The organism is Duganella paludis, assembly GCF_054461335.1.
On sequence record NZ_CM136922.1, the window covers coordinates 5,931,379 to 5,951,015 of the forward strand.

The 19,637-nt window shown below is 64.2% G+C and carries 17 protein-coding genes; 11 read left to right on the top strand and 6 right to left on the bottom strand.

Going from position 1 to position 19,637, the window contains the following annotated elements; genetic code table 11:
• The first annotated feature begins 82 nt into the window (after positions 1-82).
• The 6 genes from ACXZ1M_RS26280 to ACXZ1M_RS26305 all read left to right on the top strand — a co-directional run bounded on the left by ACXZ1M_RS26280 (position 83) and on the right by ACXZ1M_RS26305 (position 8,313).
• Complete coding sequence (locus ACXZ1M_RS26280; protein WP_459050539.1) at positions 83-1,453, top strand: GH1 family beta-glucosidase; 1,371 nt, start codon at positions 83-85, stop codon at positions 1,451-1,453.
• Positions 1,454-1,503: 50 nt separating this feature from the next.
• Entirely contained in the window at positions 1,504-2,742 is a 1,239-nt protein-coding gene (locus ACXZ1M_RS26285; protein ID WP_459050540.1) for an ABC transporter substrate-binding protein, read from the top strand.
• A gap of 3 nt (positions 2,743-2,745) precedes the next feature.
• A complete protein-coding gene (locus ACXZ1M_RS26290; RefSeq protein WP_459050541.1) occupies positions 2,746-3,630 on the top strand; it encodes a carbohydrate ABC transporter permease in 885 nt (294 codons plus the stop codon).
• Positions 3,631-3,725: 95 nt separating this feature from the next.
• A complete protein-coding gene (locus ACXZ1M_RS26295; RefSeq protein ID WP_459054077.1) occupies positions 3,726-4,604 on the top strand; it encodes a carbohydrate ABC transporter permease in 879 nt (292 codons plus the stop codon).
• Positions 4,605-4,606: 2 nt separating this feature from the next.
• Positions 4,607-5,692: an ABC transporter ATP-binding protein gene (locus tag ACXZ1M_RS26300; protein WP_459050542.1), complete on the top strand. Its 1,086-nt coding sequence runs from the start codon at positions 4,607-4,609 to the stop codon at positions 5,690-5,692.
• A gap of 200 nt (positions 5,693-5,892) precedes the next feature.
• Complete coding sequence (locus ACXZ1M_RS26305; protein ID WP_459050543.1) at positions 5,893-8,313, top strand: TonB-dependent receptor; 2,421 nt, start codon at positions 5,893-5,895, stop codon at positions 8,311-8,313.
• A gap of 63 nt (positions 8,314-8,376) precedes the next feature.
• On the opposite strand, the gene ACXZ1M_RS26310 is transcribed toward ACXZ1M_RS26305, so the two are convergent.
• Genes ACXZ1M_RS26310 through ACXZ1M_RS26330 form a run of 5 tightly spaced genes read right to left on the bottom strand, consistent with a single transcriptional unit; the run spans position 8,377 to position 12,912 of the window.
• Complete coding sequence (locus tag ACXZ1M_RS26310; protein WP_459050544.1) at positions 8,377-8,868, bottom strand: TspO/MBR family protein; 492 nt, start codon at positions 8,866-8,868, stop codon at positions 8,377-8,379.
• Complete coding sequence (locus ACXZ1M_RS26315; protein ID WP_459050545.1) at positions 8,865-9,644, bottom strand: SDR family NAD(P)-dependent oxidoreductase; 780 nt, start codon at positions 9,642-9,644, stop codon at positions 8,865-8,867. Before ACXZ1M_RS26315 ends, ACXZ1M_RS26310 begins: the two co-directional genes overlap by 4 nt.
• Before the next feature lie 15 nt (positions 9,645-9,659).
• Positions 9,660-10,865, bottom strand: a complete 1,206-nt coding sequence (locus ACXZ1M_RS26320; protein WP_459050546.1) for a class I SAM-dependent methyltransferase — start codon at positions 10,863-10,865, stop codon at positions 9,660-9,662.
• Positions 10,862-11,632: a DUF1365 domain-containing protein gene (locus ACXZ1M_RS26325; protein WP_459050547.1), complete on the bottom strand. Its 771-nt coding sequence runs from the start codon at positions 11,630-11,632 to the stop codon at positions 10,862-10,864. Before ACXZ1M_RS26325 ends, ACXZ1M_RS26320 begins: the two co-directional genes overlap by 4 nt.
• Positions 11,629-12,912 carry an NAD(P)/FAD-dependent oxidoreductase gene (locus ACXZ1M_RS26330; RefSeq protein WP_459050548.1) on the bottom strand — a complete coding sequence of 428 codons (1,284 nt, stop codon included), beginning with the start codon at positions 12,910-12,912 and terminating at the stop codon, positions 11,629-11,631. Before ACXZ1M_RS26330 ends, ACXZ1M_RS26325 begins: the two co-directional genes overlap by 4 nt.
• Positions 12,913-12,999: 87 nt before the next feature.
• Between ACXZ1M_RS26330 and ACXZ1M_RS26335 the strand changes: the two genes are divergently transcribed.
• From ACXZ1M_RS26335 to ACXZ1M_RS26350, 4 genes are read left to right on the top strand one after another with little or no spacing between them, the layout of a single operon-like run.
• Positions 13,000-13,614, top strand: coding sequence for a TetR/AcrR family transcriptional regulator (locus ACXZ1M_RS26335; protein WP_459050549.1), 615 nt, complete (start codon positions 13,000-13,002; stop codon positions 13,612-13,614).
• 2 nt (positions 13,615-13,616) lie between these two features.
• Positions 13,617-14,000 (top strand): phosphonate transporter, encoded by a 384-nt coding sequence (locus ACXZ1M_RS26340; protein WP_459050550.1) that lies wholly within the window; start codon positions 13,617-13,619, stop codon positions 13,998-14,000.
• Positions 13,997-15,328 carry a GGDEF domain-containing protein gene (locus ACXZ1M_RS26345; RefSeq protein WP_459050551.1) on the top strand — a complete coding sequence of 444 codons (1,332 nt, stop codon included), beginning with the start codon at positions 13,997-13,999 and terminating at the stop codon, positions 15,326-15,328. Before ACXZ1M_RS26340 ends, ACXZ1M_RS26345 begins: the two co-directional genes overlap by 4 nt.
• Complete coding sequence (locus ACXZ1M_RS26350) at positions 15,329-17,065, top strand: putative bifunctional diguanylate cyclase/phosphodiesterase (RefSeq protein ID WP_459050552.1); 1,737 nt, start codon at positions 15,329-15,331, stop codon at positions 17,063-17,065. It begins immediately after the preceding gene.
• A gap of 17 nt (positions 17,066-17,082) precedes the next feature.
• Here the strand turns inward: ACXZ1M_RS26350 and ACXZ1M_RS26355 are convergent, their stop codons facing one another.
• Entirely contained in the window at positions 17,083-18,090 is a 1,008-nt protein-coding gene (locus ACXZ1M_RS26355; RefSeq protein WP_459050553.1) for a LacI family DNA-binding transcriptional regulator, read from the bottom strand.
• Between the two features lie 94 nt (positions 18,091-18,184).
• Between ACXZ1M_RS26355 and rimO the strand changes: the two genes are divergently transcribed.
• Positions 18,185-19,576 carry a 30S ribosomal protein S12 methylthiotransferase RimO gene (gene rimO / locus ACXZ1M_RS26360; protein ID WP_459050554.1) on the top strand — a complete coding sequence of 464 codons (1,392 nt, stop codon included), beginning with the start codon at positions 18,185-18,187 and terminating at the stop codon, positions 19,574-19,576.
• The last annotated feature ends 61 nt before the right edge of the window (positions 19,577-19,637 follow it).

Genomic DNA, 19,637 nt, shown 5'->3' on the forward strand with positions numbered 1-19,637 from the left:
TTGACACCCGAAATTCTTCGCTGTTAGTATCTGAACATCTTGTGGAAGCGCTTCCACTTCCAGTTCAGACTAAGGAGTTTTCGTGGGTTCTGTAGCACATGAAGAGACGTTTTCGCCGCCTGCCGATTCGGTACTGTGGCGCAAGGATTTCCTGATGGGCGCGGCCACCGCCGCCTATCAGATTGAAGGCGCGATCAACGAAGACGGCCGCCTGCCGTCGATCTGGGATACCTTCTCGGCCACGCCGGGCAAGACCCTGGCCGGCGACACCGGCGAATTCGCCTGCGACCACTATCACCGCTGGGAACAGGACGTCGAGCTGCTGGCCAGCCTGAACGTCGGCGCCTACCGCCTGTCGATCTCCTGGCCGCGCGTGATGACCATCGACGGCCAGCCGAACGAGAAGGGTATCGCCTTCTACCGCAAGCTGTTGATCGCACTGCGTGCCAAGGGCCTGAAAACCTACGTCACCCTGTACCACTGGGACCTGCCGCAGCACCTGGAAGACAAGGGCGGCTGGGTCAATCGCGACACCGCCTACAAGTTCGCCGAATACGCCGACATGATCAGCAAGCAGCTGGCCGGCTTGGTCGACGCCTGGGCCACGCTGAACGAGCCGTGGTGCTCGGCCATGCACGGCTACGGCACCGGCCACCACGCACCGGGCAAGCAGGACGTGGTCTTCGCCACCCAGGCCATGCACCACCTGCTGCTCGGTCACGGTCTGGCGGTGCAGCACCTGCGCGCCAACGATCCGGCCGCGCAAGTGGGCATCGTCGCCAACGTGGGACGCGGCACCAGCACCGACGACAGCGCCGCCGGCCAGCGCGCCGCCTGGCTGTTCGAGCTGCAGCACAATAACTGGATCCTCGATCCGCTGTTGAAGAAGTCCTATCCGGCCGCGCTGTGGGAACTGTGGCCGGGCGCCGAGCCGACCATCCTGAATGGAGACATGGAGATCATCGGCGCGCCGCTGGACTTCCTGGGCATTAATTACTACTTCCGCACCAACGTCGTCAGCGACGGCAAGCATGGCTACACCGAAGTCGACCTGGAAGGCGTGGAGCGCACGCAAATGGGCTGGGAAGTTTATCCGGATGGCCTGCGCCACCTGCTGGTCGGCTTCCACCGCGACTACCCGAACCTGCCGCCGATCTACATCACCGAAAACGGCATGGCCACCGACGACGTGGTGATCGAGGGCGAAGTCAATGACTTCCAGCGCATCTCCTTCCTGAACCGCCATCTCGAAGCGGTGAACCAGGCGGTGAAGGCCGGCGTCGACGTGCGCGGCTACTTTATCTGGTCGCTGATGGACAATTTCGAATGGGCCTTTGGTTATGAGCGCCGATTCGGTATCATCCATGTCGATTACGCCACGCAGAAGCGTACGCTGAAACGCAGCGCCAAACTGGTGACCCAATTTTTGGCGGAGCGCGCCGACCGGAATTGAGCAAGTCGAATAGAATGGGGCGCACGACGCCCTCAAGGGAGACAGACAGCATGTACAAGGCCTCAAAACTGGGCGGCGCCGTTGCGCTTGCCCTGGCAGTCAGCGCGGCGCACGCGCAAGCACCGCTGAAAGCGACCGTGATTCACTGGTGGACCTCGGGCGGCGAGTCGGCCGCCGTCAAGCAGTTCGCGGATGCATACAACAAGGCCGGCGGCCAGTGGATCGACCAGGCCGTGGCCGGCGCCGACCAGTCGCGCGCCACCACCATCAACCGCATCGTCGGCGGCAATGCGCCGACCGCCGCGCAATTCAACACCTCCAAGCAGTTCCGCGATTTCGTGGAGCAGGGCTTGCTGAACAACGTCGACGACGTCGCCATTGCGAACAAGTGGGACCAGATCATGCCGCCGTCGATACTGCAGGCGATCAAGATCAACGGCCATTTCTACGCCGCGCCGGTCAACATCCACATGCCGGCCTGGTTCTTCTACTCCAAGGCCGCGTATAAAAAAGCCGGCATCACCAACGAACCGCAGTCGTGGGAAGAATTCCTGGCGCAACTGGCCAAGCTGAAAGCGGCCGGCGTGGTGCCGCTGGCCTTCGGCGGCCAGGTGTGGCAGGAGAAGATCACCTTCGACGCCATCTTCGCCATGGTCGGCGGTTCGGACCTGTACCTGAAGGTGTACCGCGACCGCGAGCAGAAAGCCGTGATGTCGCCGGCCTTCAAGCAGGTGCTGGTCGAATTCAAGAAGCTGAAAGGCTTCGTGGACGCCGGCTCGCCGGGCCGCAACTGGAACGACGCCACCGCGCTGGTAGTACAGGGCAAGGCCGGCGTGCAGATCATGGGCGACTGGGCCAAGGGCGAATTCAACGCCGCCAAGCAGGTGGCCGGCAAGGACTTTGGCTGCTATCCGGGCTTCGGTCCGAAGTCGCCGTACATCGTGGCCGGCGACGCCTTCGTGTTCCCGAAAACGAACGACGCCAACGCCGTCAAGGCGCAGAAGCTGCTGGCCAATGTGGTCACGTCGCCAGCGGCGCAAGTGGCCTTCGCCGCGCGCAAGGGCGCGATCCCGATCCGTGGCGACGTCGATGAATCGCAGCTCGATATCTGCGCGCGCCAGGGCCTGGCCATCATGAAGGACAAGTCGCGCCAGTTGCCGAACACCGAGATGCTGGCCACGCCGGATACCACCGGCGCGCTGCAGGACGTGCTGACCAGCTATTGGAACAAGAACCAGTCTGCGGACGACGCGCAGAAAGCGTTCGCCCGCGCCATTAAAGGCGAATAAGCCATGATCAAGAAACGCCAGAACGTTTCCGTCGCGGCCTACATCGCCATCCTGCCGATGGCGCTGACGGTGCTGCTGGCCTACCTCGGCACCATGCTGTGGACGGCGCGCGTATCGGTCAGCAGTTCGCGCACCTTCCCGGCCAGCGACTTTGTCGGCGCCTCGCAGTACATCCGTTTGTTCAACAACGAGCGCTGGCTGCTGTCGCTGCAAAACGTGGCCGTCTACGGCGTGCTGTTCATCGCCGCCTGCCTGATCCTCGGCTTCCTGCTGGCGGTGTTCATCGACCAGAAAGTGATGGCCGAAGGCGCGCTGCGCACCATCTTCCTGTATCCGTATGCGATGTCGTTCGTGGCCACGGGCCTGATCTGGCAGTGGATACTGAATCCGGAGCTGGGCATCCAGGAAGTGCTGCGCAAGCTGGGTTGGGAGAACGCACAATTCGACTGGATCGTCGACCAGGACATGGCGATCTACACCATCGTCATCGCCACCGTGTGGCAGGCCTCCGGGCTGGTGATGGCGCTGATGCTGTCCGGCCTGCGCGGCGTGGACGAGGAAATCTGGAAGGCGGCCCGCATCGACGGCATCCCGCGTTGGCGCGTCTACGTCAGCATCGTGCTGCCGATGCTGGGGCCTTCGGTGTCCACCGCCTTCGTGCTGCTGTTCGTGATGGTGGTCAAGGTGTTCGACGCCGTGGTGGCGATGACGCAGGGCGGTCCCGGCACCGCCAGCGAAGTGCCGGCCAAGTTCATCATGGACTACCTGTTCGGCCGCGCCAATATTGGTTTGGCTTCCGCCGCTTCGATCGTGCTGCTGCTGACAGTGCTGGCCATCGTCGCGCCGCTGTACTTTGTGCGCAACCGCCGCGCTGCGCTGGGGGCATGATGGGACAAGTTGTGAAACTCGATAAAGTCGGCGGCACCGCCGCCGAAGCCGCCGCCGCCAAGGAAGCTGCGCGCCGCGCCGCCAACGACGCCAGCATCCCGACGCCACGTCCGCGCCGCACGCCGGCATGGACGCCGGCCCGCATCGGCGTGTACGGCTTCCTGATCGTGGCGGCGCTGTTCTTCCTGCTGCCGTTGTACGTGATGCTGGTGACGTCGGTGAAGCCGATGGAAGAGATCCGTCTCGGCACGCTGTTCGCGCTGCCGCAGAACATGACGCTGGAACCGTGGCTGCAGGCGTGGTCCTCGGCCTGCACCGGCCTGGAATGCAACGGCATCCGCACCGGCTTCTGGAACTCGGTCGCCATCGTGGTGCCCAGCACCATCCTGTCGATCGCCATCGGCGCGGTGAACGGCTATGCGCTGTCGTTCTGGCGTCCGCGCGGCGCCGGCTTTTTGTTCGCCATCCTGATGATGGGCGCCTTCATTCCGGTGCAGGTGATGATCTATCCGCTGGTGCGGGTGCTGGCTTCGGTGAATTTGTTCAGCTCTCTGCCGGGCATCATCCTGATCCACACCATCTTCGGCATGCCGGTGATGACGCTGCTGTTCCGTAACTACTACGCTGCGCTGCCGCTGGAACTGTTCAAGGCGGCGCGTATCGACGGCGGCGGTTTCTGGCGCATCTTCCTGCAGTTGATGCTGCCGATGTCGACCCCGGTGATCGTGGTCGCGGCCATCATGCAGGTGACGGGCATCTGGAACGACTTCCTGCTGGGCCTTGTGTTTGCGGGCTCCGAGCATCTGCCGATGACAGTCCAGCTGAACAACATCATCAACACCACCACCGGCGAGCGCCTGTACAACGTGAACATGGCGGCGACCATTCTGACTTCGGTCGTGCCGCTGGCGCTCTACTTCATTTCAGGCCGCTGGTTCGTGCGCGGCATCGCCTCTGGCGCGGTTAAAGGATAAACATGTCTAACGTAGCTATTCGTAATTTGCAGATCCAGCTGGGCGGCAACAAGGTGATCGAGTCGCTCAACCTCGATGTGAAGGCAGGGGAGTTCGTGGTGTTGCTCGGGCCTTCGGGCTGCGGCAAGTCCACGCTGCTGCACAGTATCGCGGGCCTGATCGACACCAGCGCCGGCCAGATCGAAATCGGCGGCAAGGACATGACCTGGGCCGATCCCAAGGATCGCGGCATCGCGCTGGTGTTCCAGTCCTATGCGCTGTACCCGACCATGAACGTGGAAGCGAATATGTCCTTCGGCCTGCGCATCAGCGGCACGCCGAAGGCGGAAATCACGCGCCGCGTCACGCGCGCTTCGGACATGCTGCAACTGGGACCGCTGTTGAAGCGCAAGCCGGCCAACCTGTCGGGCGGTCAGCGCCAGCGCGTGGCGATCGGCCGCGCCATCGTGCGCGAAGCGGACGTGATGCTGTTCGACGAACCGCTGTCCAACCTGGACGCCAAGCTGCGCACGGAACTGCGCCGCGAATTGAAGCAGCTGCACAAGCAGCTCGGCGCCACCATGATCTACGTCACCCACGACCAGGTCGAGGCGATGACCCTGGCCGAGCGCATGGCCGTGATGAAGGGCGGCGTGGTGCAGCAGTTCGACACGCCGGACGTGATCTACAACACGCCGGCCAACCTGTTCGTCGCCACCTTCCTCGGTTCGCCGGGCATGAATTTGTTCACCGGGACGCTAGAGCAGCAGGGCGCGAAAACCATCTTCAGCAACGAGCATGTGTCGGTCGACGTGACCGGCTATCCCTTCAAGCAGCCGCCCACCGGCAAGCACGCCTGCGTGCTCGGCGTGCGGCCTGAAGACATCGACGTCGGCCATGGTGACGGCGTCGGTCAGGCGGTGCGCGCATCGGTTTCGCTGGTCGAAGCCATGGGTGCGCACCGCGTAGTGTGGCTGGACTTCCACGGCACGCAGGTTGCGGGCATCGTGCAGGACCAGCAGCAGATCGACAGCGGGAAGGACATCAGCTTCGCTATCCGACCCAATCGCATTTCCCTGTTTGACGGGGCCAGCGAACAGCGGCTCTAAAAAATCCGGGGTCAGGTCCTCCATTGCTACACGGTCTCTGCTGTAGCTGTGGCTACAGCAGAGACCGTGTAGCAATGGAGGACCTGACCCCGGATAAAAAACCGTAGTTAACTCAACACCGGGCCTGCCAAGGCATGGCCCGACGCACCCGTGCGTCTGGCGGTGGAACCGGTTCCACTTGAAGAAACGAGGAGACAGCAATGAAAAAAACCATATTGGCATTGAGTGTTGCGCAGATCGCGCTGACCTGCGGCGCGGCCTACGCGCAGCAAACGGCAGCGGCCGAAGCACCGGCGGCATCGTCGGACAACGTCGAGAAAATCATCATCACCGCCACCCGCCGCGACACGCTGGTGCAGGACACGCCGCTGGCCATCACCGCCTACACGCAGGACACGTTGGCCAATAACCAGGTCAAGGACCTGGCCAGCATGACCGCCATGGTGCCTAGCCTGGTGGTGGAGCCGCACAGCGATTCGGGCGGCGTGCACGTCTACATGCGCGGCGTCGGTTCGGCCAATCACACGGAGCTGGGCGATCCGGCGGTGGCGTTCTATGTGGACGGCATCTATGTGCCGCGTCCACAAGGCGCCACGGCGCTGATGTACGACCTGAATCACGTCGAGGTGGCGCGCGGCCCTCAGGGCACGCTGAACGGCCGCAATTCGACGGCGGGCGCGGTCAACCTGGTGTCGGGCGCACCGAGCACGCAGAAGGTCTTCGGCTCGGCCAGCGTGGTGGTGGGCGATTACCACCGCCTGCAAACCCAGGCCATGATCAACATCCCGCTCAGCGACGACATCGCGCTGCGCGTGGCCGCCATCAAGGACCAGCATGACGGCTACGTCGACTTCCTGAAAGGCTCCAACGTCTCGCCGGGCACGCACAAGTACGGCGCCGGCAACCAGCAAGGCGCGCGCGCCTCGCTGCTGTGGAAGTTCACGCCCGACCTGAAGGCCACCTTCATCGCCGACTACTACAGCGACACCGGCGCCGGCAACATCTACCTGGCGGCAGAACCGAAAGCGGGGCAAGATCTGCGCTCGGCGCTGATCGACACGCCGGGGACGCTGGACCAATCCATCATCACCGCCAAGGGCAAGGTGCAATGGCGTCCGGTCGAAGGCATCGAAGCGCAGTACCTGGGTGCGTGGAGCCGCCTGAAACGCAGCAACGCCAGCGATGCGGATGCCGGCTTCTATCCAGGCTTCAAAGCGGAAAACCGCACCGAGTGGGGCCAGTTCGACAGCCTGTCGAACGAGCTGCAAGTGCGTTCGGATTCCGAAGCGGCGCTGCAATGGGTGGGCGGCCTGTTCTTCTTCCGCGAGAAAAACAAGATCCGCTTCGACATCGACCGCAGCCAGATCTCCGAAGCGATGCTGGCGCAGAGCATCGCCTCCGGCAGCGTGATCTTCGTGCAGCCGACGGTGGGCCAGTATGCGTCGGCCATGTCCTTCATCCAGGGCAACCGCCAACTGCATTCCAAGGCGGCGTTCGCGCAAGCCAGCTATGAGCTCGACCCGATGTGGAAACTGACCGCCGGCGCGCGCTACACCAAGGATCACAAATACGATATCGGTGGCCAGAACTGGGCCTGCCCGAACTGGCCGGACAACGCGCCGCGTGGCGCAGCGCTGACGCCGGGCCAGATCGCGCAACTGGTGACTCCGGGCGTGGGCACCATCAACACCCACAACATCGGACCGGGCGGCGTGGTGAACCAGTCCACCTGCGGCAATACCTACGGCGACAACACCGCCGACCTGGCGTATGGCCAAGGCACCTACCTGGGCCGCGTGGAGTACAAGGTATCGAAGGACATCCTGACCTTCGCCTCGGTCACCACCGGCTTCCACTCGCCGGCGATTGGCGACGGCGGCGCCACCACCAAGCCTGAAAAACTGACCAGCTACGAATTCGGCTTCAAGTCCGACCTGCTGGACCGCCAGCTGTCGCTGAACATCGACGCCTTCTGGATGAAGTACAAGGACAAGCTGGAATCGCAGGTGGTCAACAACACGCTGCAAAACTTCAACGCGGCCGGCGCCTCGGTGAAGGGTGTGGAAGCGGAATGGGCATGGCGTCCGACCAGCGTGGACCGCTTCAGCGGCAACGCCACCTGGCTGAAAGCGCGCTATGACGACTTCCTGTCCTGCGACGTGGACGCGGCGCGCGCCAACGGACTATCGTGCGGCACCACGGCGCCGACGGTCAATGTCGGCGGCAGCGTGCTGAAACACGCACCGACGTTTGCCTCGACGCTGATGTACGAGCATGACTTCGACACCGGCAAGGGCCGCATCACGCCGCGCATCTCGGCGCACTACGAAACCAAATCGTTCGTCGGTTCGGGCGCGTTCGCCAACGATGTGCCGGGCCACCCAGGCGTGAAGATGCAGGACGCATACACCACGCTGGACCTGAGCATCCGCTACGAGCCGCGCGGCAAGGCCTACACGGCCGAGTTGTTCGTCAACAACGCCACGGACAAGGAAGTGAAGTACGACGCCATCGAAGTCTGCACGCAAGTCGGCGCGCCATGCCAGCCGAAGCAGCAGATCTGGGCCGCGTATTACAACAATCCTCGCACCTTGGGCGCGCGCGTGTCGATGAAGTTCTAAGTCTTCTGTTGTTGTAGGGGGTAGTGATTTCGGGCTGGCGGCTCCCCTCGCCAGCCCTTTTTTTTATAGCAGGGTGGGATTGCGCTGCCAGATGGTGAAGCACAGCGCTCCGGCGAAGCTGACCCAGGCGATGTAGGGCAGCATCAATGCGCCCGCCAGGCGATCGCGACGGTAGAACGCGGTCATCGTGGCGGCGATCAGCAGCCACAGCGCGACGATGCAGGCGAAGGCCCAGGCCCCTTGGTGCCAGGCGAAGAACAGCCAGCTCCACAGCGCGTTGAGCACCAGCTGGATCAGATACAGGCGCACGGCCGGCGCGGCCGGCAGGGCGGTGCTGCGGACGGCACGCCAGGCGGCCACCGCCATCAGCAAGTACAGCACGGTCCAGGCGGGGCCGAACAGCCAGGTGGGCGGCGCCCAGGATGGCTGATCGAGCTGCGCATAAAATTCCGGGGCCTGGGTGGAGCCCATGGCGCCTATGGCGGCAACGGCGGCTGTCAGGGCGATCCAGCCGAGCAGGGAGAACAGGGAATGGAAGGAACGTTTTGGGTTCATGTCGGTTTCAGCAAGTGGGTAAACAAGGCAAAGCGCGCACGGTAGGGCAACCATCGTAGCAGTTTGACCACCAGCGTGAAGCGCTTCGGGAAATGGATTTCGAATTTGCCGGCGCTCAGGCCGCCATGGATGGCATGCGCCGCTTCCTGTGGCGTCTGCAGCGCCGGCATGGTGAAGGCGTTCTTGGCGGTCAGTTCGGTCCGCACGAAGCCGGGATTGATCAGGTACACGTCCAGGCCGCGCGGGTGCAGGTCGGAGTAGAGCAGTTCCGCCAGGTTGATCAGCGCCGCTTTGCTGGGGCCGTAGACGCTGGCGTTCGGCAGTCCCATGTAGCCGGCCACGCTGGCAACGATGGCGATGCCGCCGCTGCCGCGCGTCAGCATGTCCGGCAGCACCGTCGCCAGCCCGGTGTAGACGCTGCCGAGATTGACGGCCAGCGTGTGCGCCGCGCCGTCCGCCGTGACTTCCCAGCTGCGTTCCGGCAGGTAGTCGGCGGCGCAAAATACGATCAGGTCGATGCCGCCGATCTGCGCGCAGATGTCGCGGTAGCGCTCCTTCCAGCCTTCGCGGTAGAGGATGTCGAGCGGCGCCACGATGGCTTGCGGATGGCCAGCAGCCACCGCTTCCAGCTGCGCGATGCGGCGGGCCGACAGCACCACCTGCGCGCCGGCCTCCAGCAGTTGCACGGCCAGCGCCGCGCCGATGCCGCTGGAGGCGCCGATCAGCCAGATGCGCCGGCCGCGCCAGTCTCTGACAGGATGGTTCAAGGTGCGCATGGCGGGCTCCCGGCCTCAGGCTTTTTGCAACAGGAATTGGACTACGTCGGTGCGGCCTTCGTCGAACGCCGCCTCGCAGTAGGCGAAGTACAGGTGCCAGATGCGCAGGAAGTGCTCATCGAAGCCTTGCTCGGTTAGCTGATGGCGCGTGACGCGGCATTGCGCATCCCAGCGGCGCAGCGTTTCCGCATAGTCGGGGCCGAACGCGTGCGCTTCCAGCGGCTGCAGTCCGGCGCGCGCGGCGTGCTGTTCGAAGCGCTCGACACTGGGCAGCATGCCGCCGGGGAAGATGTACTGCTGGATGAAGTCGGTACTGCTGCGGTAGCGCTCGAAGTGCTGCTCGCCGATGGTGATGCTTTGCACCAGCGCCTGGCCACCCGGTTTGAGCCGCACCGCCACGGTCTGGAAATACTGCGGCCAGTATTGCTCGCCCACGGCTTCGAACATTTCGATCGAGACGATGGCGTCGTACTGGCCGTCGAGGTCGCGGTAGTCGCGCAACTCCAGCTGCACGCGGTCGCCCAGGCCACCGTCACGGATGCGCTGTTGCGCAATCTCCAACTGCGATGGCGAGATCGTCACGCCGTGCACCTGGATGCCCTGGCGCGCGGCCTGCTCGGCAAAGCCACCCCAGCCGCAGCCGATTTCCAGCACGCGCTGGCCCGGCTTGAGTTGCAGCGTGTCGATGATGCGTTGGTATTTGCGGCGCTGCGCTTCCTGCAGCGGCAGGTTGTAATCGCCTTCGAACAGCGCGCTGGAATAGGTCCAGCTCGGGTCCAGCCACAGCTTGTAAAAGGCGTTGCCGATGTCGTAGTGAGCGTGGATGTTGCGCTGGCTGCCTTTGCGCGTGTTCGGCCGCAGCCAGTGGCGCAGACGATACCAGGCTCGGGCCAGCGCGCCGCCGAATACCAGGCGGTCCAGCGCCGCCTCATTGCGCAGGGCCAGTCGCAGCAGGGCGGTCAGGTCCGGCGTGTCGATCCAGCCGGCGGACCAGGCTTCGGCAAAACCGATGTCGCCGGCGCGCAGGATGCGCTGGCATGCGCGCCAGTCGTGCACCTGCAGCGTGGCGCCGGCCGTATCGTGGGCATTGCCGAACACCATGCGCGCGCCGTCCGGTGCGATCAGCTCCAGGTGGCCGACGCGGATATTGTTGAGCAGTTTGAGAAACCAGCGCGCGCCGGTGGGCGCTGTCGAGAACTGGGTGGTCAAGGTGCGGTTCATTGTGCGGTCTCCTGGTGCACGGTGGTCTGGGTAAGCGGTGCGGCTGGCTTGCTGAAGAAGGGGACGCGCTTCAGCCACAGCCGCAGCGCCTGCCAGTGAATGCGGGCGACGATGCCGACCCCCAGCAGCGGGTAGCGGCACAGCGCGCCGACGATGGCGCGGTCGGTCATCGGCGCCGGATGGCCGCTGACGGCGGTGCGCAGCAGCAGGCCGTCGTTGTCGTGGTAGTCGATGCCGATGCTGTGGCTGGCGCCGCCGAGCCGGAAGCGGAAGCGATAGTGGCCTTGCACTTCGCAGAACGGCGACACGTGCATCTGCTTGACGGCGGCCACGCTCATGCCGTCATCGATGCGCAGCAGGTAGCGGTGGGTTTCGCCGAAGGTGTTGTTGACTTCGGCCAGCACGGCGGCCAGCCGGCCGTCGGCCGCATGGCATTGCCAGAAGTTGACCGGGTTGAAGACGTAGCCGGCCACGCGCGGAAAGGTTTGCAGCCAGATTTCGCCGTCGGCGGTGATGCCGTGTTCACGCAGCAGGGCGCGCATCCACAATTCCAGGCTGGAGCCGTCGCGCGGGCCGTAGTCGCGGCGGCGGATGGCCAGCGGCCGCCAGCGGTCCACGCCGAACCAGCGCGAGTTGCATTCGTCCAGCCGCGCCAGGTTCAGGCGCACGTAGAACAGGGGATAGACGAAGCGGTGCAACGCCGGCCGCAGGCGCGCGTGCACCACGTGGCCGTGCACCAGCTGGGCCGGGGATTGGGCCGGTTTCATGGCAGCGTGGCCCAGGCTGGTGCAACGCCGAATGCGGCGGCGATGCGCAGCGCCGATTTCAGGCCGTCTTCATGGAAGCCATAGCCCGTCCAGGCGCCAGCGTACCAGGTGCCGTTGACGCCCTGGATCTGCTGCAATTGCTGCTGCGCCTGGATCGCGCCCTGGTCCATGATCGGGTGGTCGTACTCGAATTTCGCCAGCACCTTGGCGGCGTCGGGCGGCACGTGGGGATTGAGCGTCACCACCACCGGGGTTTCGAACGGCAGCGCCTGCAACTGGTTGAGCCAGTAGCTGACGCAAACCGGGCGGCCTCCCGATGTGCTGGCGCCCGAGAGGTAGTTCCACGCCGACCACACCTTGCGGCGGCGCGGCAGCAGCTTCGCGTCCGTGTGCAGGTAGGCGGTGTTGGGCTGGTAGCGCAAGCCGCCGAGGATCGAACGTTCGGCCAGGCTGACATCCTTGAGCAGCGACAGCGTGGTCGGCGCATGGGTGGCGAACACCACGGCGTCGAAGGTTTCGCTGTCGAGTCCGCTATCGACCTGCAGCGTGCCGTCGGCATTGCGCCACACGCCGCGCACCGGCGTGCGCAGGCGGCAATCGGGCAACACGGCGGCGATTTTTTCGACGTAGTTGCGTGCGCCGCCGGCCACCGTGCGCCATTGCGGCCGATTGTTTACTTGCAGCAGCGCGTGGTTCAGGCAGAAACGCAGGAAGGTCGCGGCCGGGAAGTTGAGGATGTCGTTCGGCGCGCTGGACCAGATGGCCGCCGCCATCGGCAGCAGGTAGGCGTCACGGAAGCGCGCGCTGTAGCGCTGTTGTTCCAGCAGTTGGCCCAGCGTGGCGCCGCTCTGCATGGCCTGTTCAAGAAAGCGCTCCGCATTGCGATTGAAATGCAAAATATCCCACAGCATGCGCAGGAAAGACGGGCTGCCGAGGTTGCTGCGCTGGGCGAACACGCTGTCGAGATTGGTGCCGGCCCATTCCAGCGCGCCATCATCCATCGACACCGCGAACGACATGTCGCTGGCGATGCTGGCCACGTTCAGTTCATCGAACAGCGCGATCAGGTTGGGGTAGGTGAGTTCGTTATAAACCAGGAAGCCGGTATCGACGCCATGGGTGCGGCCTTCCAGCGCGACGTCCACGGTATTGGTATGGCCGCCCAGGTAGGTGCCGGCCTCGAACAGCACCACATCGTGGGCGCGGCTGAGGAAGTAGGCACTGGCCAGGCCGGAGATGCCGGCGCCGACGATGGCTATACGTTGACGTTTCTGATTCATAGGGTGATGATGAGAATGTTTAACTGGTGTGCTAATATTACTACCGTCCAATAAGAAAAGCTACTAATCAGTAGCGAAAATTGACCAATGAGTATTTTTCCAAAATTAAGCTTTAAAAATCAAGCCTTTAAGCTGCGGGAGCACGCGATACTGGACGCCGCGACTGCGGTGCTCAGCACCAAAGGTTATGATTTAATGACCATGGATGACGTGGCCGGTGCGGTTGGCATCTCCAAGCCCAGCCTGTACAAGCACTTCAAATCGAAGGAGGAGCTGGTGGGCGAGGCGCTGATCCGCCTGCTGGACGGCGCGCTCGATTACGTCGCCGCCATCGACCCGGCGCTGGGACCGGTGGAGAAGCTGTCGGCGCTGCTGGAGTGGGCGCTGCGGGTGCGGCTGGATGGCGGCCTGCCGTTCCTGCCCTCCACCAGCCCGCATGTGCGCGAGATGTTGATGCGCAATTTGAAGTACATGATGAAGGTGCTGAAGCTGAACCGGCAACTGGAAGCGCTGGTCAAGCAGGGCCAGGAGCAGGGCCTGCTGAACCGCGAGCTGCCGACGGATGTGATTCTGTTCAGCTATTACGCGCGCACCTGCGATCCGGCGGTCGAGTATTTGCAGACCTTCAGCAAGATGACAACCGACGATATCGTCCGCCACATGCTGAAAGTGTCGTTTGAAGGTTTTTCGGTGAAGGAATGACTATGCAGGCAGCAGTACAGTTTGAGCAGCCGGGCATCGCCACGCTGCTGGCGGACATGGACGAGGCGGCTCTCAATACCCTGGATTTCGGCGTGATCGGCTTCGACCACGAGCACCGGGTGCTGCGTTACAACAGCTTCGAGTCGCAGGCTGCCGGGCTGCGTCCCGAGCGCGTGCTGGACCAGGATTTGTTTACCGTGGTGGCGCCGTGTATGAACAATTTCCTGGTGGCCCAGCGCTTCGTGGATGCGCGCGAGGCCGGCGAGCCGCTCGACGACATCATCAACTACGTGCTGACCTTGCGCATGCGGCCGACCAAGGTCAAGCTGCGGCTGGTATCGGCGCCATCGGCGGCGCTGTCCTACGTGCTGGTGCACCGGCTATGAGCGGCGCTACCTGCGCCGCCGTGCAGCCGCCGCATCCGGATGCGGAAGAGTACGAAGCCCTGCTGCAGTTCCTGTACATGGCGCCGGTGGGCCTGGTGCAACTCAGCAGCGACGGCAGCATCCTCATGCTCAACCCGCTCTCGGCCCAGCTGCTGATGCCGCTCAGCCGCGACGGCGAGCTGACCAATCTGTTCGAGGCGCTGGCCCAAGTGGCGCCGGACCTGCGCCAGCTGTGTGCCGCCTACACCGAACCCAGCGGCCAGGTGTGCGACGCCACGCGTTTGTTCCTGCACGCCGACAATGTCGGCGGCGGACCGCAGGTGTTGTCGCTCAGCTTGTTGAAGCTCGATGACGCGCGCCTGATGGCGGTGCTCAGCGATATAACCGTGCAGGACCGGCGCGAGCGCCAGCTGCGCAACACCGACGCCTGGCTGAACGCCATCATGACCAATATCGCCGACTATGCGCTGGCCAGCCTGGACCGGCACGGTCGCATCGAATCGTGGAACGAAAGCATCGGCCGCGTGACCGGCTACGATGCGGCGGTGGTGGGACAGCCGTATGCGCTGTTCTATCCGGACGACGCCACCACGCCCGCGCAGCAGGCCGACCGCCTGCGCGAAGCCGACGAGAACGGCTGGACGCTGGACGAAGGCTTGCGCCGTCGCGCCGACGGCAGTCAGTTCTGGGGCAGCGCCATGATTTCGCCGCTGCCGGGCCGGGTCGAGGAAGATAGCGGCGAGCCGGCTTATTGCATGATCATCCGCGACATCTCGGATAAGCGTGAAATCAGCCAGAGCCTGCGCCAGGCCGCCTACTGCGACCACCTGACCGGCCTGTTTAACCGGCGCGCTTTCTTCGAGGCGGCCGACGTGGAGCTGGCGCGGCGCAAGAAAACGCCCCGGCCGGTGGCGCTGATCATGCTCGATGCCGACCATTTCAAGGGCATCAACGACACTTACGGCCATCCGGCCGGCGATGAAGTGCTGCGCCAGCTGGCTGCGGCCATGCGCGGCGTGTGCCGCCAGGTCGACGTGCTGGCCCGCATCGGCGGCGAGGAATTCGCCGTGCTGTTGCCATCGGTGGACCTGGACGACACCATGGCCGTGGCCGAACGCTTGCGCGCCCAGGTGCAACAGGCGCCGGCGGTGTACGAGCAGCAGCAGATTGCCTACACGGTCAGCATTGGCGTGGCCATGATGGACGACGACGTGACCGGCTTCGACGGCCTGCTCACCCGTGCCGACCAGGCTTTGTACTTGGCCAAGCGCAGCGGCCGCAACCAGGTGGCCTGCTGGCGTCCCGGCTTGGCCGAAGGAGGGCGCTGAATGCAGCCCGACACCGACACCGCGTATGAAACCCTGATCCAGTTCCTGTACCGGGCGCCGGTGGCGTTGATCCAGCTGCAGCACAACGGCGAAATCGAGATGCTCAATCCGATGGCCTCGCAGCTGCTGATGCCACTGGCGCCGGACGGCGACTTGCTCAACCTGTTCGAGGTGCTGCAGCCATATGCGCCGGACCTGGCGCAGCAGTGCGCCGCTTTCCAGGGAGCGCATGGCGTGGTGTGCGAGGGCCGGCGCATCGTGCTGGCCGCCACCGACAAGGGACCGTCGGTGCTGTCGCTGAACCTGCTCAAGGTCGATGCGCAGCGGCTGATGGCGGTGCTGCTGGACGCCACCCACGAGGTGATGCGCGAGCAGCGCACGCTGGCCAGTCGCCTGGCCAGCGCCGCGCGGGTCGATCCGTTGACGCAGCTGCCCAACCGCAGCCGGGCGCTGGAGCTGTTGCAGGACATGCTGCAGCGCGCCGTGCCGAACGACCACTGCGCGGTGATGTTCCTGAATCTCGACCGCTTCAAGCAAATCAACGACACCTTCGGCAACGACGTCGGCGACCAGGTGATGATGCTGGTGGCAGAGCGGCTGCGCAGCACCGTGCGCGCCAGCAGTCGCCCGCCGGGCCAGCCGCACAGCACCGAGATCGCGGCGCGCGTGGGCGGCGACGAATTCGCCGTGCTGCTCGACGGCCTGCCGCAGCGCGACACCGCCGAACGCATCGCGGCGCGCCTGCTGGACCGGCTGAGCAAACCCTATCAGGTCGGTGAATACGAGTTGTCCTGCACCTTCAGCATCGGCATCGTGGCGCTTGGAATGGAGGCCGAGCCGCAGCAGGCCGACGACGTGTTGCGCGACGCCGCCATCGCCATGCGCGCGGCCAAGGCCGGCGGCGGCAACCAGTTTGCCGCGTTCGCGCGCGAGATGCGCGAACAGGCGATCTGGCGCGGTGGCATGGAGGCCGACCTGCGTAGCGGCATCGAGCGTGGCGAATTGTTTACCGTGTATCAGCCGGTGGTGGGCCTGCTGCCGGACGGCGGCATCGACCGCAGCGCCGGCGTGGAGGCGCTGGTGCGCTGGAACCATCCGCTGCGCGGCGTGGTCGGGCCGGTTGAGTTCATCGGCGTGGCCGAGGATTGCGGCTTGATCGGCGCCATCGGCGAGCAGGTGCTGGCCATGGCCTGTGCCGATTTCGCCCGCTGGCAGCGGCAATTGGGCGAGCGCGCGCCGCGCCTGCTGGCGGTCAACCTGTCGCGCGCGCAGCTGAACCAGGACGGCTTGTGCGAGCGGGTCGGAGCGATTTTGGCCGCCAACGGCATGGCGCCCGAACAGCTGCAGCTGGAAATCACCGAGAGCCTGGCGGCGCAGGGCACGGATATCCAGTCGCAGCTGCTGGGGTTAAAGGGGCTGGGCGTGAAGCTGGCGCTGGACGATTTCGGCACCGGCTACTCATCGTTATCGAGTCTTCATCTGCTGCCGGTCGATACGGTGAAGATCGACCGCTCCTTCATTACGCTGGCCGCCACCAGCAAGCATCACGAGGTGCTGATCGAGGCCACGGTGAAGGTGGCGCGCAGCCTGGGCATGAATACGGTGGCCGAGGGCATCGAAACGCAGCAGCAGGCCGCCGTGGTGGCGGAGCAGGGCTGCGACAAGGGGCAAGGATATCTGTACAGCCGGCCGATTTCCGGCGCCGCCATCGAGGAATGGCTGAGCGCTCCGGACTAGGCGCTTTTGTGTAGCCGCTACTGCGGCGGCGCCACCGAGCCGCGCATGGTGACGGACACCGGGAACTCGCGCGAGATCTGGTGGTGGGTGCCGTAGCACAGGTTGAGCAGCCAGCGCACCGCGTTCTGCGTCAGCTGCTGCATCGGGATGTGCACCGAGGTCAGGCCCGGCGACGAGAACTCGGCCGAGTAGTCATCGTCATAGCCGACGATGGACACTTCCTGCGGCACGCGCACGCCGGCGCGGTGGAAGCAGGACATCGAGCCGATCGCCATTTCATCGTTGGCGCAGAACAGGCCCGTGAAATGGCGGCCTTCGTTGAGCAACTGCTGCGCCGCGCTGAAACCGCCTTCGCGCGAGAAGTCCGATGGAATCATGCGCACCGCGTCGCGCGCGATGCCCTGGCGTTCCAGCTCGTCGAAGAAACCGCGCAAGCGCTCCTGGTTGTCCGAGGTGCCGGCCGGGCCGGAGATCACGGCCAGTTGGCGATGGCCGGCGTCGAGCAGGGTGCGCGCGGCCAGTTCGCCGCCGTGGTAGTGGTCCGGGCAGAAGGACGATGCCTCCAGCGTTTCGCTGCGGCGGTTTAGGAAGGCCATCTTCGGATGCATTTTGTGCAGCATCTGCATGTCTTCATCGAGCAGGTCGTGGCCCAGCACCACGATGCCGTCGCAATCGCGGCCGATCAGGAACTTCACCGCTTCGATGGCTTCCTCGCGCGGCGTGCCGTCGCCGCAGCCGGTGGCGACCACCACGTGGCGGCGCATGGCGCGCAGTTCGATGTCGGTTTGTTTGAGGATGGTGCCGTAGTAGGCGCCGAAGAAGGAGGGCGCGAAAATACCGATCATGCCCAGCGACTGCGCCGACAGCGAGCGGCCGATGGAGGAAGGGCGGAAGTTCAGTTGTTCGATTGCGGCCTGGACCTTTTTCATCGCTTCGGCCGATACCGGTCCGGCGCCGGAAATGGCGCGCGATGCTGTCGACATGCCTACACCCGCAAGCATTGCGACGTCTTTCAGTGTTGCCACACAATCTCCTCTAGCAAAGGGCGTTAAGCCACTATCGTAACATGGTATAATCGTCGATTGCTCGTAATCTTTGTGACGTATAAAGCAACCAATCATGCAATCGCAACCACTCTCCCGTATTCCCCAGCCAGCCGCCGGCGCGCCAGCACCGAAAGTGGGCTTTGTATCGCTCGGCTGCCCTAAAGCGCTGGTCGACTCCGAACAGATCCTGACCCAGCTCCGTGCTGAAGGTTACGAAACCGCCAAATCGTATGACGGCGCCGATCTGGTGATCGTCAATACCTGCGGCTTCATCGACGCCGCCGTGCAGGAATCGCTGGACGCCATCGGCGAAGCGCTGGCCGAAAACGGTAAAGTGATTGTGACCGGCTGCCTCGGCGCCAAGAAGGATGCCGACGGCTCGGACCTGATCACCAAGATCCACCCCAAGGTGCTGGCCGTGACCGGCCCGCACGCGCTGGCGGAAGTGATGGACTCGGTCCACTTCCACCTGCCTAAGCCGCATGAGCCGTTCATCGACCTGATTCCGCCGCAGGGCATCAAGCTGACGCCGAAGCATTACGCCTACCTGAAGATTTCGGAAGGCTGCAACCACCGCTGCTCGTTCTGCATCATTCCGTCGATGCGCGGCGACCTGGTGTCGCGTCCTATCGGCGAACTGCTGCTGGAAGCGGAGAACCTGTTCAAGTCGGGCGTGAAGGAATTGCTGGTGATCTCGCAGGACACCTCGGCCTACGGCGTGGACGTCAAGTTCCGCACCGGTTTCTGGAACGGCCGTCCGATCAAGACCCACATGACGCAGCTGATGGAAGCGCTGGGCGAACTGGCCAAGTCCTACGGCGCCTGGGTGCGCATGCACTACGTTTATCCGTACCCGCACGTCGACCAGGTGATTCCACTGATGGGCGAGCACGTGCTGCCGTACCTGGACATCCCGATGCAGCACGCGCATCCCGATGTGCTGAAGCGCATGAAGCGTCCGGCCAGCGGCGAGAAGAACCTGGACCGCATCCTGGCCTGGCGCAAAATGAATCCGGACCTGACCATCCGTTCGACCTTCATCGCCGGTTTCCCAGGCGAGACCGAAGAGGAATTCGAATACCTGCTGGACTTCCTCCGGGAAGCGCAGATCGACCGCCTGGGTTGCTTCGCCTACTCGCCGGTGGAAGGCGCCACCGCCAACGAACTGGCCAATCCGGTACCGGAAGCAGTGCGCGAAGAACGTCGCGGCCGCGTGATGCTGCTGCAGGAAGAAATCTCGAAAGCGCGCCTGAAAGCGAAAGTCGGCAAGACCGTGCGCGTGCTGATCGATGAAGTCAATCGTACCGGCGGCGTAGGCCGCTCGGCAGCCGACGCGCCGGAAATCGACGGCGTGGTGTACGTCAAGCCGCCGTACGAACCGCACAAGAAACTGGTGGTCGGTCAGTTCGTTGATGTGAAAATTACGACATCGGATGCACATGACCTGTGGGGCGAGGCGCTTTAAGCGTTTCTTCCACTATAATAAAGGCGAACTAGCGTAACGGCAGTTCGCCTTTTTTGTTAGA

Excerpts from the sequence above, each read along its gene's own strand:
- ACXZ1M_RS26285 (WP_459050540.1), top strand. The coding sequence starts at position 1,504 with ATGTACAAGGCCTCAAAACTGGGCGGCGCCGTTGCGCTTGCCCTGGCA.
- ACXZ1M_RS26290 (WP_459050541.1), top strand. The coding sequence starts at position 2,746 with ATGATCAAGAAACGCCAGAACGTTTCCGTCGCGGCCTACATCGCCATC.
- ACXZ1M_RS26300 (WP_459050542.1), top strand. The coding sequence starts at position 4,607 with ATGTCTAACGTAGCTATTCGTAATTTGCAGATCCAGCTGGGCGGCAAC.
- ACXZ1M_RS26305 (WP_459050543.1), top strand. The coding sequence starts at position 5,893 with ATGAAAAAAACCATATTGGCATTGAGTGTTGCGCAGATCGCGCTGACC.
- ACXZ1M_RS26310 (WP_459050544.1), bottom strand. The coding sequence starts at position 8,868 with ATGAACCCAAAACGTTCCTTCCATTCCCTGTTCTCCCTGCTCGGCTGG.
- ACXZ1M_RS26315 (WP_459050545.1), bottom strand. The coding sequence starts at position 9,644 with ATGCGCACCTTGAACCATCCTGTCAGAGACTGGCGCGGCCGGCGCATC.
- ACXZ1M_RS26320 (WP_459050546.1), bottom strand. The coding sequence starts at position 10,865 with ATGAACCGCACCTTGACCACCCAGTTCTCGACAGCGCCCACCGGCGCG.
- ACXZ1M_RS26325 (WP_459050547.1), bottom strand. The coding sequence starts at position 11,632 with ATGAAACCGGCCCAATCCCCGGCCCAGCTGGTGCACGGCCACGTGGTG.
- ACXZ1M_RS26330 (WP_459050548.1), bottom strand. The coding sequence starts at position 12,912 with ATGAATCAGAAACGTCAACGTATAGCCATCGTCGGCGCCGGCATCTCC.
- ACXZ1M_RS26335 (WP_459050549.1), top strand. The coding sequence starts at position 13,000 with ATGAGTATTTTTCCAAAATTAAGCTTTAAAAATCAAGCCTTTAAGCTG.
- ACXZ1M_RS26340 (WP_459050550.1), top strand. The coding sequence starts at position 13,617 with ATGCAGGCAGCAGTACAGTTTGAGCAGCCGGGCATCGCCACGCTGCTG.
- ACXZ1M_RS26345 (WP_459050551.1), top strand. The coding sequence starts at position 13,997 with ATGAGCGGCGCTACCTGCGCCGCCGTGCAGCCGCCGCATCCGGATGCG.
- ACXZ1M_RS26350 (WP_459050552.1), top strand. The coding sequence starts at position 15,329 with ATGCAGCCCGACACCGACACCGCGTATGAAACCCTGATCCAGTTCCTG.
- rimO (WP_459050554.1), top strand. The coding sequence starts at position 18,185 with ATGCAATCGCAACCACTCTCCCGTATTCCCCAGCCAGCCGCCGGCGCG.